20 protein-coding genes and 1 riboswitch are annotated in these 19,792 nt (G+C 72.8%); of the genes, 16 read left to right on the top strand and 4 right to left on the bottom strand.

Annotated elements, in window-relative coordinates:
- Window positions 1-14: 14 nt before the first annotated feature.
- The 3 genes from FED44_RS05975 to FED44_RS05965 all read left to right on the top strand — a co-directional run bounded on the left by FED44_RS05975 (window position 15) and on the right by FED44_RS05965 (window position 2,978).
- Window positions 15-1,532 carry a glycerol-3-phosphate dehydrogenase/oxidase gene (locus FED44_RS05975; protein WP_138460015.1) on the top strand — a complete coding sequence of 506 codons (1,518 nt, stop codon included), beginning with the start codon at window positions 15-17 and terminating at the stop codon, window positions 1,530-1,532.
- 110 nt (window positions 1,533-1,642) lie between these two features.
- A complete protein-coding gene (locus FED44_RS05970) occupies window positions 1,643-2,548 on the top strand; it encodes a sucrase ferredoxin (protein ID WP_111699553.1) in 906 nt (301 codons plus the stop codon).
- 115 nt (window positions 2,549-2,663) lie between these two features.
- Window positions 2,664-2,978 carry a WhiB family transcriptional regulator gene (locus FED44_RS05965; RefSeq protein ID WP_076434697.1) on the top strand — a complete coding sequence of 105 codons (315 nt, stop codon included), beginning with the start codon at window positions 2,664-2,666 and terminating at the stop codon, window positions 2,976-2,978.
- Between the two features lie 144 nt (window positions 2,979-3,122).
- Here the strand turns inward: FED44_RS05965 and rsgA are convergent, their stop codons facing one another.
- The 3 genes from rsgA to FED44_RS05950 all read right to left on the bottom strand — a co-directional run bounded on the left by rsgA (window position 3,123) and on the right by FED44_RS05950 (window position 6,866).
- Window positions 3,123-4,235, bottom strand: coding sequence for a ribosome small subunit-dependent GTPase A (gene rsgA, locus FED44_RS05960; protein ID WP_138460014.1), 1,113 nt, complete (start codon window positions 4,233-4,235; stop codon window positions 3,123-3,125).
- 222 nt (window positions 4,236-4,457) lie between these two features.
- The gene (gene glyA, locus FED44_RS05955; protein ID WP_463674805.1) at window positions 4,458-5,735 is read right to left on the bottom strand and encodes a serine hydroxymethyltransferase; all 1,278 of its coding nucleotides are present in this window, start codon (window positions 5,733-5,735) and stop codon (window positions 4,458-4,460) included.
- Window positions 5,736-5,897: 162 nt separating this feature from the next.
- Window positions 5,898-6,866: a YihY/virulence factor BrkB family protein gene (locus tag FED44_RS05950; RefSeq protein ID WP_244301747.1), complete on the bottom strand. Its 969-nt coding sequence runs from the start codon at window positions 6,864-6,866 to the stop codon at window positions 5,898-5,900.
- Window positions 6,867-7,047: 181 nt separating this feature from the next.
- On the opposite strand from FED44_RS05950, the gene FED44_RS38020 reads away from it, so the two are divergent.
- The 6 genes from FED44_RS38020 (at window position 7,048) to FED44_RS05930 (ending at window position 10,871) form a co-directional block, all read left to right on the top strand.
- Entirely contained in the window at window positions 7,048-7,182 is a 135-nt protein-coding gene (locus FED44_RS38020) for a hypothetical protein (RefSeq protein WP_259402300.1), read from the top strand.
- Window positions 7,183-7,197: 15 nt separating this feature from the next.
- Window positions 7,198-7,350: a putative leader peptide gene (locus FED44_RS38390; protein WP_373868690.1), complete on the top strand. Its 153-nt coding sequence runs from the start codon at window positions 7,198-7,200 to the stop codon at window positions 7,348-7,350.
- 155 nt (window positions 7,351-7,505) lie between these two features.
- Window positions 7,506-9,188 (top strand): nitrite/sulfite reductase, encoded by a 1,683-nt coding sequence (locus FED44_RS05945; protein WP_111699549.1) that lies wholly within the window; start codon window positions 7,506-7,508, stop codon window positions 9,186-9,188.
- Window positions 9,185-9,337 carry an Insertion element protein gene (locus FED44_RS05940; protein WP_111699548.1) on the top strand — a complete coding sequence of 51 codons (153 nt, stop codon included), beginning with the start codon at window positions 9,185-9,187 and terminating at the stop codon, window positions 9,335-9,337. The genes FED44_RS05945 and FED44_RS05940 overlap by 4 nt, the downstream gene beginning before the upstream one ends.
- Before the next feature lie 62 nt (window positions 9,338-9,399).
- The gene (locus FED44_RS05935; protein WP_111699547.1) at window positions 9,400-10,128 is read left to right on the top strand and encodes a phosphoadenylyl-sulfate reductase; all 729 of its coding nucleotides are present in this window, start codon (window positions 9,400-9,402) and stop codon (window positions 10,126-10,128) included.
- Window positions 10,125-10,871 (top strand): sirohydrochlorin chelatase, encoded by a 747-nt coding sequence (locus tag FED44_RS05930; RefSeq protein WP_138460013.1) that lies wholly within the window; start codon window positions 10,125-10,127, stop codon window positions 10,869-10,871. Before FED44_RS05935 ends, FED44_RS05930 begins: the two co-directional genes overlap by 4 nt.
- 96 nt (window positions 10,872-10,967) lie before the next feature.
- Here FED44_RS05930 and FED44_RS05925 read toward each other — a convergent pair whose 3' ends face one another.
- Window positions 10,968-11,744 carry a DUF1707 SHOCT-like domain-containing protein gene (locus FED44_RS05925; RefSeq protein ID WP_138460012.1) on the bottom strand — a complete coding sequence of 259 codons (777 nt, stop codon included), beginning with the start codon at window positions 11,742-11,744 and terminating at the stop codon, window positions 10,968-10,970.
- A gap of 95 nt (window positions 11,745-11,839) precedes the next feature.
- Here FED44_RS05925 and FED44_RS05920 point away from each other — a divergent pair, with 95 nt between their 5' ends.
- The 7 genes from FED44_RS05920 to FED44_RS05890 all read left to right on the top strand — a co-directional run bounded on the left by FED44_RS05920 (window position 11,840) and on the right by FED44_RS05890 (window position 19,713).
- On the top strand, window positions 11,840-13,378 hold the full coding sequence (locus FED44_RS05920; RefSeq protein ID WP_244301746.1) for an ankyrin repeat domain-containing protein: 1,539 nt from the start codon (window positions 11,840-11,842) through the stop codon (window positions 13,376-13,378).
- A 105-nt stretch (window positions 13,379-13,483) separates the two neighbouring features.
- Window positions 13,484-15,106, top strand: a complete 1,623-nt coding sequence (locus tag FED44_RS05915) for an isovaleryl-CoA dehydrogenase (RefSeq protein ID WP_244301745.1) — start codon at window positions 13,484-13,486, stop codon at window positions 15,104-15,106.
- Window positions 15,107-15,192: 86 nt separating this feature from the next.
- Window positions 15,193-15,285, top strand: a riboswitch (guanidine-I (ykkC/yxkD leader).
- 115 nt (window positions 15,286-15,400) lie between these two features.
- A complete protein-coding gene (locus FED44_RS05910; RefSeq protein ID WP_111699544.1) occupies window positions 15,401-16,528 on the top strand; it encodes an agmatinase family protein in 1,128 nt (375 codons plus the stop codon).
- Window positions 16,525-17,505 (top strand): ABC transporter substrate-binding protein, encoded by a 981-nt coding sequence (locus FED44_RS05905; RefSeq protein WP_138460010.1) that lies wholly within the window; start codon window positions 16,525-16,527, stop codon window positions 17,503-17,505. The genes FED44_RS05910 and FED44_RS05905 overlap by 4 nt, the downstream gene beginning before the upstream one ends.
- Window positions 17,502-18,377 carry an ABC transporter permease gene (locus FED44_RS05900; RefSeq protein WP_208758852.1) on the top strand — a complete coding sequence of 292 codons (876 nt, stop codon included), beginning with the start codon at window positions 17,502-17,504 and terminating at the stop codon, window positions 18,375-18,377. Before FED44_RS05905 ends, FED44_RS05900 begins: the two co-directional genes overlap by 4 nt.
- Window positions 18,374-19,186, top strand: coding sequence for an ABC transporter ATP-binding protein (locus FED44_RS05895; RefSeq protein WP_138460009.1), 813 nt, complete (start codon window positions 18,374-18,376; stop codon window positions 19,184-19,186). Before FED44_RS05900 ends, FED44_RS05895 begins: the two co-directional genes overlap by 4 nt.
- Before the next feature lie 98 nt (window positions 19,187-19,284).
- The gene (locus FED44_RS05890) at window positions 19,285-19,713 is read left to right on the top strand and encodes an OsmC family protein (RefSeq protein ID WP_111699541.1); all 429 of its coding nucleotides are present in this window, start codon (window positions 19,285-19,287) and stop codon (window positions 19,711-19,713) included.
- Window positions 19,714-19,792: the final 79 nt, after the last annotated feature.

Here is a 19,792-nt window from a genome sequence, read left to right as displayed (position 1 = left end):
ATAGAGGCGGGGTCATGGAATCCTCACTGAACGCCGCCCGGCGGGCCCGGGAACTCGACAAGGTGCGCACGGTCGTCGTCGACGTGCTCGTGGTGGGCCTGGGGGTGACGGGGGCCGGGGCCGCGCTCGACGCCGCCTCACGCGGGCTGTCGGTGGCCGCGGTGGACGCCCACGACCTGGCCTTCGGCACCTCCCGGTGGAGTTCCAAGCTGGTCCACGGCGGGCTGCGCTACCTCGCGAGCGGCCAGGTCGGCGTGGCCTGGGAGAGCGCCGTGGAACGCGGCGTCCTGCTCCGCCGCACCGCCCCCCACCTCGTGGCCGCGCACCCGTACCTGCTGCCGCTGACGTCCGATGTCGGCCCGGGTGAGGCCGCGACGGTGATGACCGGTTACCGGCTGGGCGACGCGCTGCGGGCCGCCGCGGGCACGCCGAGGAGCCTGCTGCCCGGGCCGTCCCGCCTGACCGCCGCGCGGGCGCTCGCCCTCGCCCCGTCCCTGCGCCCGCACGGCCTGCGCGGCGCACTCCTGTCCTGGGACGGCCGGGTGGTGGACGACGCCCGCCTGGTGGTCGCGATCGCCCGTACGGCCGCCGCCCACGGCGCGCGGGTGCTCACCCGGTGCCGCGCGCTGGCGCTCGCCGGGGACGGCGCCCGGGTGCGCGACGAGCTGACCGGCGCGGAGTTCGACATCCGGGCGCGGGCGGTGGTCAACGCGACCGGCGTGTGGGCCGGAGGGCTGGTGCCCTCGGTGGCGCTGCGGCCGTCGCGGGGCACCCACCTCGTGCTGCGGCCGGGAGCCCTGGGCGCGCTGCGCGCGGGGCTGCACGTGCCGATCCCGGGCGAGCGCGCCCGCTTCGCGCTGGTGCTCCCCCAGGCCGACGGGCGGATCTACGTGGGGCTGACGGACGAGCCGCTGGACGGCGCGGTCCCGGACGTCCCCGAGGCGCCCGAGAGCGACGTGGCCTTCCTGCTGGAGGTCCTCGGCGGCGTGCTGGACCGCCCCCTGGGCCGCGACCAGGTGGCGGGCGCCTTCGCCGGCCTGCGGCCGCTGGTCGACAGCCCGGGCGGGGCGGGCGGGGCGGGCCGGGTGGGCGGGGCCACCGCGGACCTGTCCCGCCGGCACGCCGTGCTGCGCTCGCCGGACGGCGTGGTCACCGTCGTCGGCGGCAAGCTCACCACCTACCGCCGGATGGCCGAGGACGCCGTCGATGCCGCCTGCCCCCACGCGCCCGCGAGCCGTACGGCGCGGCTGCCGCTGGCCGGGGCCGGACCGGTGCGGCCGGGCCTCCCCCGGCGGCTGGTCCTGCGGTACGGCGCGGAGGCCGGGGCGGTGCTGGACCTGATGCGGCGCGAGCCGGAGCTGGCCGAGCCGGTGGCGGCGGGGATCACCCTGGCCGATCTGGTCTGGGCGGTCCGCCACGAGGGCGCGCTCGACGCCGGCGACCTGCTGGACCGGCGGACCAGGATCGGCCTGGTGGCGGAGGACCGGGCGGCGGCCCTTCCCGCCGCCGAGGCCGCCCTTTATCGCACCTGACCCCACCGCGAAGGCGTTTGTTCCTGATTCGTCGGGGAAGTCACCCGATTCTTGACCGCATTGGATAAGGTTAGTCTTACCTAAGAAACGTACGGGAGGGACGGGACCTGATGGCCAACGGGTGCGAGCACCCCGCCGCGTGCCACACGGGGGAGGCTCCCGTCCTGGCGAGCGCGACCAAGAAGGGCCGGTTCTGGCTGCTCATCGAGCACGCGGGGCCCTGGGCCGCGGAGATCGAGGAGTGCCGGCTGCCGGACGACGCCCGCACGCTGATCTCCCGCGCGCGCGAACTCGGGATCCGGCCGCAGCTCATCCGCCGCCCCGGCCGCAGGGAGGCCCGGAGCGGCCCGCTGCACGTTTACCTCGCCGCCGCCGCGGTGAACGAGCCGTGGCTCGCGGAGGCGTTCCCGGAAAGCCCGGACGATCTTGACCTGCGGTCTCTCGTGCACGGAGTGGTTCCGGAGTCCTGCATACTGGTGAACGAGCCGATGTTCCTGGTCTGCACCCACGGCAAGCACAACGCCTGCTGCGCTCGGCTCGGACTGCCGCTGGCCCGGTTCCTTAGCGAGAACCTGCCCGGCGAAGTGTGGGAAACCACACATGTTGGCGGCGATCGATACGCCGCCAACCTCGTATGCTTGCCACACGGGCTCTACTACGGCAGCATGTCTCAGGCTGCTGCGATCGCGGCGGCAAACGCGTACCGGCACGGCGAGGTCGTCCTCGACCGTTTCCGGGGACGCGCGGGTATCCCTGAGCCACTCCAGGCCGCCGAGCACTTCGTCCGCGCTCATACGGGCGAGATCTCGGTCGGCGGTGTGGCCGTGGAATCCTCCCGGTCGGTCGGCGACTCCACCGTCTGCGTCGTGCGGTGCACGACGGGGCGTGGGACGTCGCGATTCCGGGTCGTGGTCGAACCCACGGTGTTCTCGGCGCCGTGCGGGATGACCTGCGCCGACGGAATCCCGACCTACAGGTTGGCCGAACTGAGTCCGCTCATGCCGGTATCGACCTGAGGGCTTCGCGAGAAGCCGGGAACACCACGGCCTATCCCGGCGTTGGCACAAGGGACGCCACAAGCGTCCAAATCGGCACAAACACTGAAATACCTCTCACCAAAGGTGGTTTCTCATGTCTCAGGTACGTCGGCAGCTCGCCCGCCCGCGCCCCAGCTGGGGTTGGCAGGATGATGCCGCGTGCCGGGGAGAGGACCTGGTGCTGTTCTTCGGTCCTGACGGCGAGCGTCAGCCCGAGCGCGACATCCGGGAGCGCAAGGCCAAGGCCATCTGTGCTCAGTGTCCTGTGCGCGCGGAGTGCCTCGACTACGCGCTCTCGCGGCCCGAGAAGTACGGCACCTGGGGCGGTCTCAACGAGGACGAGCGCGCTTCCGAGCGTCGCCGCCGCATGCGCCGCGCCGCCAGCGCCGGCATCAGCGCCGTCGCCTGAGCGATTTTCCCCTTCCCCGACACGCGTCACCACGGTTCCACCACAGCGTCACCACAGGGCGTTCCACGTCCCGCCCCTGTCCCCCCGGACAGACGGCAGGCGTGAAACGCCCTTCTGGTGTCCGGCCCGTGATCGCGCGGGCCGCTACGGGCGGCCCATGCCGCGCATCTGCCGGTGGATCGACTTCCACTTGCGGGTCTCCTCGGCGCGCAGCCGCGCGTCGGTGCGGCGGGCCATCCAGGCCGCCTCCCGCTGAAGCCGGCGCCAGCTCTCCAGCCGCCGCTCGGGCAGCTCGCCCGACTCCACCGCCGCGATCACGGCGCAGCCCGGCTCCTGCCCGTGCCCGCAGTCGGAGAACCGGCAGTTGCCGGCCAGTTCGTCGATCTCGGCGAAGACCAGGTCCACGCCCTCGCTCGTCTCGTACAGTCCCACCCGGCGGATGCCGGGGGTGTCGATGATCAGCCCGCCGCCGGGCAGCGGGATGAGCTGCCGGTGGACGGTCGTGTGCCTGCCCCGCCCGTCGCCGGCCCTGACGCGCTGGGTCTCCATCACCTCCGCGCCGGCGAGGGCGTTGACGAGCGTGGACTTGCCCGCGCCCGAGGGACCGAGGATCACCGCGGTGCCGGATTCGCCGAGATGGGCCCGCACCAGGTCCACACCGTCGCCGGTGAGCGAGCAGACCGGGTGGACCTCCACCCCGGGCACCGCCGCCTCGACGTCGGCGAGCAGGTCGCCGAGCACCCGGTCCTGCAGATCGGCGAACAGGTCGGCCTTGGTGACGAGCACGACCGGCCGGGCGCCGCTCTCCCAGGCGAGCGCCACGAGGCGCTCGATCCTGCCGAGATCGGCGAAGTCGTCGGCGTGCATGGACGGCTCGGCCACGAAGACGACGTCGACGTTCGCGGCCAGCACCTGCCCCTGGCCGTCGCCGGACAGGCCGCCGCGCGAGTCGCGGCTCACGCCGCCCCGGACGAAGGCCGTACGGCGCGGCAGCACCTCCGCCAGTTCGTGCCGGCCCTCGGCGAGGGGGGTGAGCGCGACCCAGTCCCCCACGCACGGAAGCGCGAGCGGGTCGGCCGCCGCGGCCCTCCGTACGCGGGCGGACAGCCGCGCGTGGTGGGTCCCGCCGGCGGCGACGACCTCGGCGGCGCCGCGGTCGACCCGCGCCACCCGGCCGGGCACGGCCCCGCCGGGAAGGTCGGGAAGCGACTCGGCGAGGTCGTCGTGCCAGCCGAGAAGCGAGAGTTCGTACGACATTGCTGTGGACACCCTTCGGAAAGACCGGGTGTCCCTGCGGAAAAGGGTTATGCGGACACCCGGGAGATGACGGACGGCATGGTCGTCAGAAAGACCCGCATGGTCCCCACCTCCCTGGTGTCAGGCCGCCGCCGGCGGCCACCCTCATGACGCTCGAGCGGCGTCGGATGCGGGAACGTTAGCAGCACCGCCGCCACCTCCCGCAACCCTTTTTCTCAGGAATCAGGAAAGGCCGGGAGCCGGGAACCGGCTCGTCAGCTCCGTGACCTCGCCGTGCACCCGCGCGACGACGTCCTCCGCGTCGCCCTTGGCCACGGCGGTGACGACCTCGTCCATCCAGGCGGCGATCTGCCGCATCTCGGCCTCGCCCATCCCCCGCGACGTGACCGAGGGCGTGCCGATCCGGATGCCCGACGGGTCGAACGGCTTGCGCGGGTCGAACGGCACGGTGTTGTAGTTGGTCTCCAGGCCCGCCCGGTCGAGCGCCTGCGCCGCCGGCTTGCCCCCGACGCCCTTGGACGTGAGGTCCATCAGGATCAGGTGGTTGTCGGTGCCGCCGGAGACGAGGTCGAAGCCGCGGTTCAGGAGCTCGTCGGCGAGCGCCTGGGCGTTCTTCACGATCTGCGCGGCGTACGCCCTGAACTCCGGCCGGGCGGCCTCGTGCAGGGCGACGGCGATGGCGGCGGTGGTGTGGTTGTGCGGGCCGCCCTGGAGGCCGGGGAAGACGGCCTTGTTGAGCGCGGTGGCGACCTCGTCCGAGTTCGCCATGAGCATCGCGCCGCGGGGGCCGCGCAGGGTCTTGTGGGTGGTCGTGGAGATCACGTCCGCGTGCCCGACGGGCGAGGGGTGGGCGCCGCCCGCGACGAGGCCCGCGATGTGGGCGATGTCGGCCGCCAGCACGGCGCCGACCTCCCTGGCGATCTCGGCGAAGGCCGGGAAGTCGATCGTGCGCGGGATCGCGGTGCCGCCGCAGAAGATCAGCTTGGGCCGGTGCTCCAGCGCCAGGGCGCGCACCTCGTCCATGTCGATCCGGCCCGTGTCGCGGCGCACGCCGTACTTCACGGAGTTGAACCACTTGCCGGTGGCCGACACCGACCAGCCGTGGGTGAGGTGGCCGCCGAACGGCAGGCCCATGCCGAGGACGGTGTCGCCCGGGTTCAGGAACGCCAGGTAGACGGCGAGGTTCGCGGGCGAGCCCGAGTAAGGCTGGACGTTGGCGTGGTTCACGCCGAAGACCGACTTCGCCCGCTCGACGGCCAGCGTCTCGATCTGGTCGATGACCTGCTGGCCCTCGTAGTAGCGCTTGCCCGGGTAGCCCTCGGAGTACTTGTTGGTGAGAACGGTCCCGGTCGCCTCCAGGACGGCCCTGGACACGTAGTTCTCGGACGCGATCAGCTTGACGGTGTCGGCCTGCCGCCGCTCCTCCGCCCTGATCAGTTCGGCGATCTCGGGATCGACGACGTTCAGCGAGTGCTCAGCCATGGCGCCTTCCTTCTCCACGTCGACAGCGGCGGCGACCCAGGCGCACGGCCTCCGCTGATTCGCTCCCCGGTGGTGCCCCACCTAGCGACGCTCCCCTGCCGGGCTCGTCAGCGCCAGTCGCGACCCTCCCCACCTTATCGGGACGCGGCGGTGCCCTCACTCATCGGCGACGGGGCCAGATCATGCCTTGCCGGACTTGCGGTGATGGTGCTCGTGCCGGGGGGCGCCGCCCAGCGGCCACAGCCGGTCGATCTCCGCGTTCAGGGTCGCCCCGATGAGCACGGCGAGCGCGGTGATGTAGAGCCACAGCAGCACGGCGATGGGCGCGGCCAGCGAGCCGTAGATCGACAGCGGGGTGAACCACGCGGCCAGCACCTCGCGCAGGAACGCCGCGCACACGATCCAGATCACCAGCGCGAGCACGGCCCCCGGCGTCTCCCGCCACCAGCGCGTACGGTGCGGCACGCTCACGTGGTAGAGCAGCGTGAGCATCAGCACCGAGCCGACGACGAGCACGGGCCAGTAGAGGATCGTCACCAGCGCGGCGTACCTGGGCAGGGCGTTGGACATCAGCGTGGGGCCGATCACCAGGACCGGCATGACGACCAGGCCCATCAGCAGCGCCGCGACGTAGAGGCCGAACGACAGGACGCGGGTGCGGATGATCCCCCGGGTCTCCCCCAGCCCGTACGCGATGGAGATGAGGTCGACGTACACGAACAGGGCGCGCGAGCCCGACCACAGCGACAGCAGGAACCCGACGGAGATCAGCGAGACCTGGCCGCCGCTCAGCACGTCGGACAGCAGCGGCTGCACGACCCGTTCCACCGTGTTGTGCGTGAACAACAACTCGGACTGGTCCACCACCCAGCGCCTGATCTCGGCGACGCCGGCGTCGCCCAGCAGCCCGCTCAGATGACCCATGACCCCGAGCAGCCCCAGCACGAACGGCGGCAGCGACAGCAGGGCGAAGAACGCCGCCTCGCCCGCCAGCCCGGTCACCCGGTAGTTGACCCCCGCCATCGTGGTCGCCTTGACCAGGGCCCAGATGGTCGTCTCACGTACCCAGGTCAGGCGCGCGCGGGCGATGGCCATGCCTTTGCGCGTGATGCGCCGCGGCCTGCGCGCCCGCGCGTCCGTGGAGGTCATGGCACCCAACCGGTCATGAGAACTGGGCTCTACCCGCCGGCGTGGCTCTTATCACGTGACGTGCGAGCGGATCGTCGCCGCCCAGAATAGGGGTCCCCGCCCTCCGCCCGCGAGGATCGCGCCTCTCACCTCGGTCTGTGCGGGTGTCATCCGGCTGTCATGGGAGGGGAACAATGAAGACATGATCTGCCGGGCGTGCGGGGAACACAGGCACGAGGAGTGCCGTGGCGGGTCCTGGTGCGACTGCCAGCACAAGGAGCCGGCCGAGCAGGACCGCGAGGCGGAGCCGCCGGAGAACTGGGTCCGCAAGGGCTGACAACCTCCCGTCATTATGCCGTTACAATCCCGCATCCTGGACACGAACTTGGACATCCAGGATCTCGGGGGTATCGTTTGGGACATGCCAGCGGACCCGTTGCTCGTCGTGCGACGCCACGTCGATCTCCTGCGCGTCCGTAGCGCGATCTGTATCGACGCCGGCTGACCGTCGCCCTCCGTTACCCGGGCGCTCGGCCAGGCGTCGTTTTCGTATGCCCTCATACTCGGCCGCGCAATGCCGCCGGCGAGGTGAGAGGCCGCCTGCGCCGGTGTCCGCCGAAGACCGATCTCGACCCGAGCCTCGGAGAAGGACGTGTGCCCATGAGCACCCCGGCCCGCCCGGCGAACCGCCACCACAGACGCCCGCGCGGCGAAGGTCAGTGGGCTCTCGGTTACCGTGAGCCACTGAACAAGAACGAGGAGAACAAGAAGAACGACGACGGGCTCAACGTCCGCCAGCGGATCATCGACATCTACTCGAAGGGCGGGTTCGACTCGATCGACCCCGCCGACCTGCGCGGGCGCTTCCGCTGGTTCGGTCTGTACACCCAGCGCAAGCCCGGCATCGACGGCGGCAAGACCGCGATCCTGCCGGACGAGGAGCTGGACGACCGCTACTTCATGCTGCGGGTCCGCATCGACGGCGGGCAGCTCAGCCTGGAGCAGCTGCGCACCATCGCCGACATCTCCAACGACTACGGCCGGGGCACCGCCGACGTCACCGACCGGCAGAACATCCAGCTCCACTGGATCGAGATCGAGTCGGTCCCGGACATCTGGCGGCGGCTGGAGGCGGTGGGCCTGTCCACCACCGAGGCGTGCGGCGACACCCCCCGCGTCATCCTCGGCTGCCCCCTGGCCGGGATCGACGCCGGCGAGGTGATCGACGGCACGCCGCAGATCCACGAGATCTACGACCGGTACGTCGGGGACAAGGCGTTCTCCAACCTGCCGCGCAAGTTCAAGACGGCGATCAGCGGCTGCACCGCCCACTGCACCGTCCACGAGATCAACGACGTCGCGTTCGTCGGCGTGGTGAACGAGCAGGGCGAGCCCGGCTTCGACGTCTGGGTGGGCGGCGGCCTGTCGACCAACCCGATGTTCGCCCAGCGGCTCGGCGCGTTCGTCCGGCCCGACCAGGTCCACGAGGTGTGGGCCGGGGTCACCGGCATCTTCCGCGACTACGGCTACCGCCGCCTGCGCCACCGGGCGCGGATCAAGTTCCTCGTCAACGACTGGGGCGCGGAGAAGTTCCGCCAGGTCCTGGAGACCGAGTACCTGCGGTACGCCCTGCCCGACGGCCCGGCTCCGGAGGCGCCGCAGAGCGGCCGGCGTGACCACGTCGGGGTCCACCCGCAGCGGGACGGCAACTTCTACGTCGGCTTCGCCCCGCGCGTGGGCCGGCTGGACGGCGACACGCTGCACCGCATCGCCGACATCGCCGAGCGGCACGGTTCCGCCCGGATCCGCACGACGGTCGAGCAGAAGATGGTCATCCTCGACGTCGCCCCCGACCAGGTGGAGTCGATCGTCAGCGAGCTGGAGGCCGCCGACCTCCAGGTCAACCCGTCCACGTTCCGCCGCCAGACGATGGCCTGCACCGGCATCGAGTACTGCAAGATCGCGATCGTCGAGACCAAGGCCACCGCGTCGGCCCTGATCGACGAGCTGGAGCGGCGCCTGCCGGACTTCGCCGAGCCGCTGACGATCAACGTCAACGGCTGCCCGAACTCCTGCGCCCGCATCCAGGTCGCCGACATCGGCCTCAAGGGCCAGCTCGTGGCCAACGACAAGGGTGAGCAGGTCGAGGGCTTCCAGGTGCACCTGGGCGGCTCGATCGGGCTCAACCCGACCTTCGGCCGGAAGGTGCGCGGGCTCAAGACCACGGCGGAGGAACTGCCCGACTACGTCGAGCGGGTCGCCCGCAACTTCGAGAAGCAGCGGAACGAGGGCGAGACCTTCGCCGAGTGGGTCCAGCGCGCCGACGAAAGCGACCTCAAATGAGCGAGCGGGCGGCGCCGTTCTACTGCCCGTACTGCGGCGACGAGGACCTGGAGCCCTACGTGACCGAGGAGGAGAGCCACGGATGGTACTGCAGGGCCTGCGCCCGTGCCTTCCGGGTGAAATTCCTCGGCGTCGGCGTGCGTTCGTGATTGTTCGAAGGCTTGTCGTCCGATCATCCGATGAACCAGTGAACGACGTGTGAGGAGTAACGATGTCGGTGGCAGAGATAGAGGCGGGCCTGGAGCGGCAGCGGGCGACGCTGGACCTCCAGGGGATCGTGGAGTCCGCGGCGCGCTTCCTTGAGGACGCCCCCGCCCGGGAGATCATCCGGTGGGCCGCGGCCACGTTCGGCGACCGCCTCTGTCTCACCTCGTCGATGAGCGACGCCCTGCTGATCGACCTGGTCAGCAGGGTGAAGCCGGGCGTCGACGTGTTGTTCATCGACACCGGCTACCACTTCGCCGAGACCATCGGCACCCGCGACGCGGTCGAGACCGTCTACAAGGTCAACGTGATCAACGTGAAGCCGTCCAGGACGGTCGAGGAGCAGGACCGCGACCTCGGCCCGCGCCTGTACGGGCGCAACCCCGACCTGTGCTGCTACCTGCGGAAGGTCGAGCCGCTGAACCGGGCGCTGGAGCCGTACCTCGCCTGGGTGTCGGGCATCCGCCGCGACGAGTCGCCCACCCGCGCGAACACCAAGGTCGTCGAGTGGGACGCCAAGCGGCAGATGGTGAAGGTCAACCCCATCGCCCGGTGGACCCAGGAGGACGTCGACAACTACATCGCCGACAACGGCGTGCTGATCAACCCGTTGCACTACGACGACTACCCGTCGATCGGCTGCGCCCCCTGCACCCGCCGCGTGGCGCCGGGCGAGGACCCGCGCAGCGGGCGCTGGTCCGGCCTCGGCAAGATCGAGTGCGGCATCCACCTGTGACGAGTGCTCCACATGGGAACGCGCCGCTGATCGCGGTGGCGCACGGGTCCCGCGACCCGCGCGCCACCGCGACGGTGGAGGCCCTGCTCGACGGCGTACGGCGGGCCCGGCCCGGCCTCGACGTCCGCGCCGCCTACCTCGACCACGCCCCGCCGTCGCTGCCGCGGGCGCTGTCGGGCCTGGACGAGGCGGTCGTGCTCCCCCTCCTGCTCACCGCCGCCTATCACAGCCGGGTGGACATCCCGGCGGCACTGCGGGAGGCGTCGGCCCGCGCGCCGCGCCTGCGGGCCGTCTGCGGCCCCACGCTCGGCCCGCACCCGCTGCTGGTCCGGGCCCTCGAACGCCGCCTCACCGAGGCCGGGGTGGGGATCGGCGACCCGGAGACCGCCGTGGTGCTGGTCTCGGCCGGGTCCAGTGACGGCCGGGCGAACGCGACGATCGCCGCCGTCGCCCGCGCGTGGGCGCGGGAGCGCCCCTGGTGGTCGGTGACCGCCGCCTACGCCTCCGCCGCCGCGCCCAGGCCCCGGGAGGAGGTCGAACGGCTCATACTGGCGGGCGCGCCGCGGGTCGTCGTCGCGCCGTACCTGCTGGCCCCCGGCCACTTCGCCGACGCCGTGCGGCGCGACGCCCTGGACGCCGGGGCGCACGCCGTGGGCGGCGTCCTCGGCGCCGCCCCCGAACTGGTCACGCTCCTGCTCGAACGCCACGCCCAGGCCGTCCGCGCCGCCCGCCAGGCGGCCTGACGGCAGAGGATCCCCTGTCCGTCGGGCCTGCGGATCACGACGTCCTGGTCGCCGGCGATCGGCGTCGCCCCGTACGACCGCGCGCTCGGGGGCCGTTCAGCGGGAGTCGCGCCGGCGGTCGCGGAGCCGGGGAGGACGAGGCGGGCGGGGCGGGCGGAGCCCGTGCATGCCGTGCAGTCCGTGCATGCCGTGCAGCCCGTGCAGGCCGTGCTCGGAGCTCTCGTATCCCTCGGTGAGGGAGGCGCGGCGCTCCTGCCACCACTCGCTCCAGGCGAACCAGCCGCGCTTGATCGGCTGCGCCCGGGAGTCCCCGATGATCTTCACGTCGCCCAGCAGGACGTACGCCCTGACCCTGACGACGGGGGCGGCCTGCCCGGCGGGAGCCTCGATCACCTGGACCTTCTTGTCGCCCAGGACGGTGACGCCGGAGAGCTCCACGTCGACGCCGTCCGGCACGATGATCTTCAGGTCGCCCAGTGCGCAGACGGCGACGACGTCCACCTCACGCCCGCGCACCTCGGCCTCCCGCAGGTCGAGGGTCACGTCGCCCAGCACGCTGACCGCGCCGATGCCGTCGTCGATCCGCCACGAGCCGGTCCTCTTGGCGTCGCCCAGCACCGCCACGATCCACTTGCGCATCCTGCCCTGCGAGGCGGCCGCAGCCGCGGGCGCGGGGGCCGGGGCCGGGGCGCCGCCCGGCAGGTCGGCGATGATCTGGGCGAGCTCGCCGTGCGTCTGGGCCAGATAGGCGGCCTCGGTCCGCTCGGTCAGCTCGGCCAGCGTCAGCCGCCCCTCGGTGGACGCCACCCTCAGCCGCTCCACCACGGACTCGCGCTCGGCGTCGGACGCCCGCATGCCACCCGGATCGTTCACGTCCCCCACCGTAACCCCGACCGGCCCCGCTCCCCATCCTCCCTGGGGACGATCCCTGCGGGGTCCTCGAGAAGGGGTTGTGTGAGCATGGAGACGTGACCCGCAGCAGGTTGTTGGAGGCGATCGCGGAGGGGGACGCCGCGCGGGTGGCGGAGATGCTGCACCCGGAGGCCCCGGTATCCCCTGTGTCCTCCCCTGTGTCCCCCGCCGTCGACCCCGCCCAGGGGACGACGCCGCTCTACCGGGCCGCCGCCGGAGGGCACCACGAGATCGTCCGGCTGCTGCTGGACCACGGCGCGGACCCCGACCGGCCGAGCGGCGGGCCCGAGGAGGGGCTGCCGCTGTGCGCCGCGGCCTGCTGGGACCACGCCGAGACCGTGCAGGCGCTGCTGGACGGAGGCGCCGACCCCGACGCGGCGGAGGAGGGCGGCTGGACGGCCCTGCTGTGGGCGGCGGCCAACGGCAACCTCGAGTCGGCCGACGTGCTGCTCGACGCCGGGGCCGATCCGGGCCTGGCCGACGAGGACGGCGACACGCCGCTGACGCTGGCCGCGCTGTTCGGGGCGTACGGGATCGTCTGGTCCCTGCTGGAGCACGGCGCGGACCCGGCCGCGCCCGGCTGGGACGGCGCGACCCCGCTGGAGATCGCCGCCCGTCTGGCGGGAGCCGATCTGGAGGCGGTCCTCCGGGACGACGCCGCCGCGCGGCTGGGCGGCGAGCACACGGTGCTGGTGGCGCACTCCGCCGCGCCGGACGGCACCCGGCGGGTCACCGTCGAGGCGCGCGGCGAGGGCGCCCGCACCGGCGTCTACACCGTGGCCCGCCAGTACGGGCACGCGGCCGCCGCCACGGTCCTGGAGGCGGCGCTCGGCCTCCGGCCGCCGCCCGAGGAGCTGCTCCGCCGCGTCCTGCCCTACCGCGACCTGGACGAGGACGACGAGACGTGGTGGGCGGCCGTCCACGCGCTGCGCGGGCGCCACGACGAGGAGACGTTCCGGGCGGTGACGCGGTTGTGCGAGAGCGACGACCCGGTGCGGCGGGAGTTCGGCGTCGACGTCCTCGCCCAGTTCGGCCGCGACACGGGCCACCTCCCGGGACAGGACACGGGCCACGACGACCGGCAGGACGAGGTCCTCGGCATCCTGCGCGACCTGGCCCGCCGGGAGACCGAGCCCGCGGTGGTCGAGGCCCTGCTCGCGGCGTTCGGCCACCGGGCCGACGAGCGGGCCCTGCCCGAGGTGCTGGCGATCGTGGGCGGCCCGGGGCGCGAACCCACCGTCAACGACCCGGTCGCGCTCGCCGCGGTCCTGCCGTCCGGCGACGAGGACGGCCTCGCCGCCCTGATCCGGCTGACCGAGTGCGGGGACGACGAGGTGCGCGACTGGGCGACCATGGGCCTCGCCGGCCTGCCGGCCGACACCGCCCGGATCAGGGAGGCGCTGGCCGCCCGGCTGGCCGACCGTGACGTGACGACCGTGGCCGAGGCGGCCCGCGGCCTGGCCGCGCGCGGCGACAGGCGGGCGCTCACGGGCGTCCACCGGGTGCTGTGCGAGGCGGGCGCCGGTCAGGGCTACGCGCGTGATCTCGCCCTTGAGGCGGCCCAGGAGCTGGGCCTGGACATCTCCGGCGCCTGAGCGCGGCGGCGGGTGTTTGTCCCGGCGGGCCCGAGTGCTGAGATGGAGTTCCGGCCTCGCCCGGTTCCCGGCGCCGAGGACCCGGCATCATCCGAGGAGGACCCTGTGACCCGCGACGCGACTCACGACGTGACCAACCAGGCGCCCCCGCTGGCCGGGCACGACGTCTCGGCCGACCAGGCGCTGCTGGAGGGGCTCGCCAGGGAGGGGGCGGACTGGGCGAGCGGGGAGCTGCGCCGGCTCGGCCTGCTGGCCGGATCCGAGAAGGCGCAGGAGTGGGGGCGGCTGGCCAACGAGCACCCGCCCGTCCTGCGCACCCACGACCGGTACGGCAACCGGATCGACGAGGTCGAGTTCCACCCCGCCTGGCACGAGCTGATGTCGGTCGCGGTCGGCAACGGGCTGCACGCCTCCCCCTGGACCTCGGCCCGGCCGGGGGCGCACGTCGCCAGGGCCGCGAAGTTCTTCGTCTGGTCCCAGGTGGAGGCCGGGCACGGCTGCCCGATCTCCATGACGTACGCCGCCGTGGCCGCGCTGCGGCACTCGCCGTCGCTGCGGGCGGAGTGGGAGCCCCTGCTGGCCTCCCGCACGTACGACTTCGGGCTGCGCCCGCCGCTGGAGAAGCGGGGCGTGCTGGCGGGGATGGCCATGACCGAGAAGCAGGGCGGCTCCGACGTGCGGGCCGGCACCACCCGGGCCGAACCCCTCGGCGACGGGAGCTTCGCCCTGACCGGGCACAAGTGGTTCAACTCCGCCCCGATGTGCGACGCGTTCCTGGTGCTGGCCCAGGCCCCGCGCGGGCTGTCGTGCTTCCTGCTCCCCCGCGTGCTGCCCGACGGCACCCGCAACGCGATGCGCCTGATGCGGCTGAAGGACAAGCTCGGCAACCGCTCCAACGCCTCCGCGGAGGTCGAGTACGACGGCGCGACGGCCTTCCTCGTCGGCGAGGAGGGCAGGGGCGTCCGCACGATCATCGAGATGGTCAACATGACCAGGCTCGACTGCGTGACCGGCTCGGCGGCCGGCATGCGGCAGGGACTGTCGCAGGCCCTCCACCACGCCCGCCACCGGAGCGCGTTCGGCCGGCCGCTGGCCGACCAGCCGCTGATGCGCGCCGTGCTCGCCGACCTCGCGCTGGAGTCCGAGGCGGCGACCACGCTGATGACCCGCCTGGCCGGGGCGACCGACCGGGCGGTGGCGGGCGACGCCGCCGAGGGGCTGTTCCGCCGGGCCGCCCTCGCCGCCGCCAAGTACTGGATCTGCAAGCGGGCGCCGGTCCACGCCGCCGAGGCGCTGGAGTGCCTGGGCGGCAACGGGTACGTCGAGGAGTCGCAGATGCCCCGGCTGTTCCGGGAGTCACCGCTGAACGGCATCTGGGAGGGCTCGGGCAACGTGGCCGCCCTCGACCTGATGCGGGTGCTCGCCCGGGAGCCGGAGGCGGTCGAGGCGTTCTTCGCCGAGGTCGCCCGCGCCGGGGACCACCGCGTCGGCGACGCGGCCGAGCGGGTGCTGAAGACGCTCGCCTCCGCCGGTGAGGCCGACGCCCGCCGGGTGGCCGAGGAGATGACGCTGGTCCTGCAGGCGTCCCTGCTCGTGCGGCACGCCCCGGCGCCGGTGGCCGACGCGTTCTGCGCCTCCCGCCTGGGCGGCGACTGGGGCCGCGCCTTCGGCACGCTCCCGGCCGGCCTCGACCTGGAGCCGATCCTGGAGCGCGCGGCGCCCGCGTGAGCAGGCGGTCACGGGACGGCTACCCCACGGAAATCCGACGGAAACAGGCCGCCGCTGTCATGAAGGGGACTCACCGGCTCACCCCGGTGAGGCGCACCTAGGGTTCCGTTCGGCTGGTCCGAGAGGTGCAGGCGGCTCGGCGCGGAGCCGTTCCACGGCGGGACAAAAGCCCGGGAGGCTGCGACTTCGGCGTCTCCCCGGTCAACGGCGCGGCCGGGACCGGGGAGACGCCGCGGGTCGCGAATCCCGCCGCCCGCCGGGCGGCGGTGGACCAGCCGTCCCCCGAGGAGTGCCGTGGGCCACCTCCATTCCCACTACGGTCCCGAAGCCCGTAACGCCGTCGAGCGTGAGGCCGAGATCCCCACCACCATGCACGAGCGGGAGATCGCCCGCGGGCTCGAACTCGGCCTGCAGGGCGCCGACTCGATCGTCGACCGCACCATTCCCACCTTCTCCCGCGGCGAACTGCCGCACTTCGCCGGGATCAACACCTTCCTCAAGGCGCCGTACGTCGAGGACGTGCGGCGCTGCGGGGAGTACGACGTGGCGGTGCTCGGCGCGCCCTTCGACGGGGGCACCACCTACCGCTCGGGCACCCGCTTCGGGCCGCAGGGCATCCGCAAGATCTCCGCGCTGTACGGCCCCTACAGCTTCGAGCTCGGCGTCGACCTCCGTGAGTCGATCACGATCTGCGACCTGGGCGACATCTTCACGATCCCGGGCAACATCGAGAAGACCTTCGACCAGATCAGCAAGGGCGTCGCACACGTCTTCGAGAGCGGCGCCTTCCCGGTGATCCTCGGCGGGGACCACTCGATCGGCTACCCGACCGTGCGCGGGGTGGCCGAACACGTGCGGGGAAACGTCGGCATCATCCACTTCGACCGCCACGTCGACACCCAGGAGACCGACCTCGACGAGCGGATGCACACCACCCCCTGGTTCCACGCCACCGACATCCCGAACGTGCCGCCGAAGAACCTCGTGCAGATCGGCATCGGCGGCTGGCAGGCGCCCCGCCCGGGCGTCAAGGTGGGCCGCGAGCGGGGCACCACGATCATGACGGTCACCGACTGCGTCGAGATGGGCATCGAGGCCGCCGCCGAGCGGGCCCTGGAGGTCGCCTGGGACGGCGCGGAGGCCGTCTGGCTGTCCTTCGACGTCGACTGCCTCGACGCGGCCTTCGTGCCCGGAACCGGCTGGCCCGAGCCCGGCGGGTTCCTCCCCCGCGAGGTGCTCAAGTTCATCCAGCTCATCGCCGACGCCCGGCCGCTCGCCGGGATCGAGGTGGTGGAGTGCTCCCCGCCGTACGACAACGCGGAGATCACCTCGCTCATCGCCACCCGGGTCATCTGCGACACCCTCGGGTGCCTGGTGCGCTCGGGACACCTGCCGAAGAGGAAGAAGGAGGCCGTCCAATGACGCGCCGACACCTCGCCGCCGTTCTCGTTCTGCTCCTGCTCGCGGGCTGCGCCTCCCCCGGGGAGCGGCAGGCCGCCGCCCCGGCCGGCTCGACGATCACCCTGGGCTTCAGCGCCTGGCCGGGCTGGTTCCCCTGGCAGGTCGCCGGCGAGCAGGGCCTGTTCCGCAAGAACGGCGTGGACGTCGAGCTCAAGTACTTCGACAGCTACACCGACTCGCTCAACGCGCTGGCCACGGGAACCATCGACGCCAACAGCCAGACGCTCAACGACACCCTGGCGTCCGTGGCCGGCGGGGTGAAGCAGAGCGTCGTGCTGGTCAACGACAACTCCAGCGGCAACGACCAGATCATCGCGGGGCCGGGCATCTCGTCGCTGTCCGGCCTGAAGGGCAGGACCGTCGCCGCCGAGCAGGGCACGGTCGACCACTACCTGCTCCTGCTCGCGCTTCGGAAGGCCGGTCTCACCGAGGCGGACGTGCAGTTCCGGCCGATGCCGACCGACGCCGCCGCGGCGGCCTTCGTCGCCGGGCAGGTGGACGCCGTCGGGGTGTTCGCCCCCTTCACCACGACCGCCCTCAAGCGGAAGGGCAGCCGGGCGATCGCGACGTCGGCCGACTTCCCCGGGGCGATCCCCGACCACCTGGTGGTGACCCGTGACCTCGTCTCCCGCGACCCGAAGGCCGTGCAGGGGCTCGTGTCGGCCTGGTTCGACGCGCTCACCTGGATCGGCGAGCACCGGCCGGAGGCCCTGGAGATCATGGCGAAGCGGGCGGGGGTGAGCGTGTCCGACTACGAGTCGTACGACAAGGGCACGACGATCTTCACGCTGGAGCGCAACCGGACGGCCTTCTCCGGCGAGCTGGACGGCCGCGCCAAGGAGATCGCGGAGTTCCTGGTCTCGGCGAAGCTGGTGGACAAGGCCCCGCCGCTGGAGGGACTGTTCGCGCCCCAGTTCGTCCGCGCGGTGCAGCCGTGACCGCGGCCGAGGCGATGCCGAGACAGGACGCCGGGACGGCCCCGGCGGCGGAAGAGCCCGCGCCGCGCCGGGCGAAGCTCAGGACCGGGCCGCTCACGACCAAGGCGCTCACGACCTCGGTCTCCGCGCGTACGGCCTGGCTCCTGCGGTGCCTGTCGATCCTCGTGCCGCTGGCGGTCTGGCAGGCGGTCAGCGCGAGCGGCCGGGTGGACCCCGCGTTCCTGCCCTCCCCGTCGGCGGTCTGGGCGGCCGGGGTGGACATGGCGGCCGGCGGCGAACTGGCCGCCGACCTCGCGGCGAGCCTCGGCCGGATCGCGGCGGGCTTCGGCCTGGCCGTCCTGATCTCGGTGCCGCTGGGGTTCGCGATGGGGACGCTCGGCTGGGCGCAGCCGCTGCTCGAACCGGCCGTCGGCATCCTGCGTTACCTGCCCGCGTCGGCCTTCATCCCGCTGCTGATCATCTGGCTGGGCATCGGCGAGGCGTCGAAGGTGGCGCTGCTCGTCCTCGGCGTGGTGTTCTTCAACACGCTCATGACCGCCGACGCCGTACGGCAGGTGCCGCACCGGCTGCTGGAGGTGTCGGCGACCCTCGGGGCGTCCCGGCCGCGGGTGGCCGCCCGGGTGGTGTTCCCGTACGCGCTGCCGGGGATCATCGACGCGATGCGGGTCAACGCCGCCGCGGCGTGGAACTTCGTGGTCGTCGCCGAACTGGTCGCGGCCACCTCGGGACTCGGCTACCGGATCACCCGCGCCCAGCGGTTCCTGCAGACCGACCGCATCTTCGCGATCCTCGTGGTGATCGGCCTGATCGGCCTGGCCATCGACGTCACGCTGCGCCTGCTGCGCGCCCGGGTGGGGAGGTGGGCCCGTTGACGAGCGCACCGAGCGGTCTCCGGCTGGAGGGCGTGGGCAAGGAGTTCGTCCCGGGCCGGCCGGTGCTCCAGGACGTGGACCTGTCCGTGGCGTCCGGCGACTTCGTCTGCGTGGTGGGGGCGAGCGGCTCGGGCAAGTCGACCCTGCTGGGCATGGTCGCGGGCCTCGTCCCGCCCACGTCCGGCCGGGTGCTGCTGAACGGCCGGGAGGTCGCGGGTCCCGGCCCGGACCGCGGGCTGGTGTTCCAGACCGCCTCGCTGTATCCCTGGCGGACCGTGGCCCAGAACGTCGCGTTCGGCCTGGAGGCGCTCGGCGTGCCGCGCGCCGCCCGGCGGGAGCGGGTGCGGTGGCTGCTCGACGAGGTGGGCCTCGGCCACCTGGCCGGGGCCCTGCCCGGACGCCTGTCGGGCGGGCAGCAGCAGCGGGTGGCGATCGCCCGCGCGCTGGCCTGCGCGCCGCGCGTGCTGCTGCTCGACGAGCCCTTCGGCGCGCTGGACGTGCAGACCAAGGAGGACATGCAGCTGTTCGTACGGCAGGTCTGGCAGGACGTGACACCGGCCGGGGAACGCCCGACGGTCGTCATGGTGACCCACGACACGGAGGAGGCCGTGTTCCTCGCGCGCCGGGTGATCGTGCTGTCCAGCGATCCCGGCCGGATCAGCCAGGAGATCGCCATCGGCCTGCCGGAGCCCCGCCCGCTGGAGATCAAGCGCTCCGCGGAGTTCCTGCGGATCAGGGCGGAGGTCGAGGACCTGGTCCGGGCCGAGCACCGCGCCCACCAGGCGCGTGTCGCCGCCGCGCCGGCCTGATCGTGGGTTTGCGGGAGGGTCGCGGGACGACCGGCGGCGCGGGTGGCGTTAAGGTCGCTGCTGAATGGATTAAGACTCGCTAGTGAAGGGATATCGCCATGGCGACCACTCGTACCGCGACGACGCAGTGGAAGGGCGCCCTGCTCGACGGTTCGGGCGTTGTCTCGCTCGACACCTCCGGCGTCGGCACCTTCGACGTCTCCTGGCCCTCCCGGGCCGAGCAGGCGAACGGCAAGACGAGCCCGGAGGAGCTCATCGCGGCCGCCCACTCCTCGTGCTTCTCGATGGCCCTGTCCCACGGCCTGGCCCAGGCGGGCACTCCGCCGCAGTCGGTCGAGACCCGGGCCGACGTGACCTTCCAGCCCGGAGAGGGCATCACCGGCATCGTGCTCTCCGTACGGGCCCAGGTGCCCGGCCTGTCCGCCGAGGACTTCCAGCAGGCGGCCGAGACCGCGAAGGCGAACTGCCCGGTGAGCAAGGCGCTGGCCGGCACGACGATCACCCTGAACGCCGAACTCGTCGGCTGAACCACCAGTGGGGCCCCCGCCGGACCGGTCCGGCGGGGGCCTCCGCGTGCGCGGACCGGGAGCAGGGGTACCGCCCCAG

The organism is Microbispora triticiradicis (assembly GCF_005864065.1).
Lineage (GTDB): Bacteria > Actinomycetota > Actinomycetes > Streptosporangiales > Streptosporangiaceae > Microbispora > Microbispora triticiradicis.
The sequence above is the reverse complement of the archived record's forward strand: the minus strand, read 5'-3'. Positions and strand labels throughout refer to the sequence as shown.

What these genes read in the sequence shown, in the direction of transcription:
- FED44_RS05975 (WP_138460015.1), top strand. Translation starts at nt 15, where the DNA reads ATGGAATCCTCACTGAACGCCGCCCGGCGGGCCCGGGAACTCGACAAG.
- FED44_RS05970 (WP_111699553.1), top strand. Translation starts at nt 1,643, where the DNA reads ATGGCCAACGGGTGCGAGCACCCCGCCGCGTGCCACACGGGGGAGGCT.
- FED44_RS05965 (WP_076434697.1), top strand. Translation starts at nt 2,664, where the DNA reads ATGTCTCAGGTACGTCGGCAGCTCGCCCGCCCGCGCCCCAGCTGGGGT.
- rsgA (WP_138460014.1), bottom strand. Translation starts at nt 4,235, where the DNA reads ATGTCGTACGAACTCTCGCTTCTCGGCTGGCACGACGACCTCGCCGAG.
- FED44_RS05950 (WP_244301747.1), bottom strand. Translation starts at nt 6,866, where the DNA reads ATGACCTCCACGGACGCGCGGGCGCGCAGGCCGCGGCGCATCACGCGC.
- FED44_RS38020 (WP_259402300.1), top strand. Translation starts at nt 7,048, where the DNA reads ATGATCTGCCGGGCGTGCGGGGAACACAGGCACGAGGAGTGCCGTGGC.
- FED44_RS38390 (WP_373868690.1), top strand. Translation starts at nt 7,198, where the DNA reads ATGCCGTTACAATCCCGCATCCTGGACACGAACTTGGACATCCAGGAT.
- FED44_RS05945 (WP_111699549.1), top strand. Translation starts at nt 7,506, where the DNA reads ATGAGCACCCCGGCCCGCCCGGCGAACCGCCACCACAGACGCCCGCGC.
- FED44_RS05940 (WP_111699548.1), top strand. Translation starts at nt 9,185, where the DNA reads ATGAGCGAGCGGGCGGCGCCGTTCTACTGCCCGTACTGCGGCGACGAG.
- FED44_RS05935 (WP_111699547.1), top strand. Translation starts at nt 9,400, where the DNA reads ATGTCGGTGGCAGAGATAGAGGCGGGCCTGGAGCGGCAGCGGGCGACG.
- FED44_RS05905 (WP_138460010.1), top strand. Translation starts at nt 16,525, where the DNA reads ATGACGCGCCGACACCTCGCCGCCGTTCTCGTTCTGCTCCTGCTCGCG.
- FED44_RS05890 (WP_111699541.1), top strand. Translation starts at nt 19,285, where the DNA reads ATGGCGACCACTCGTACCGCGACGACGCAGTGGAAGGGCGCCCTGCTC.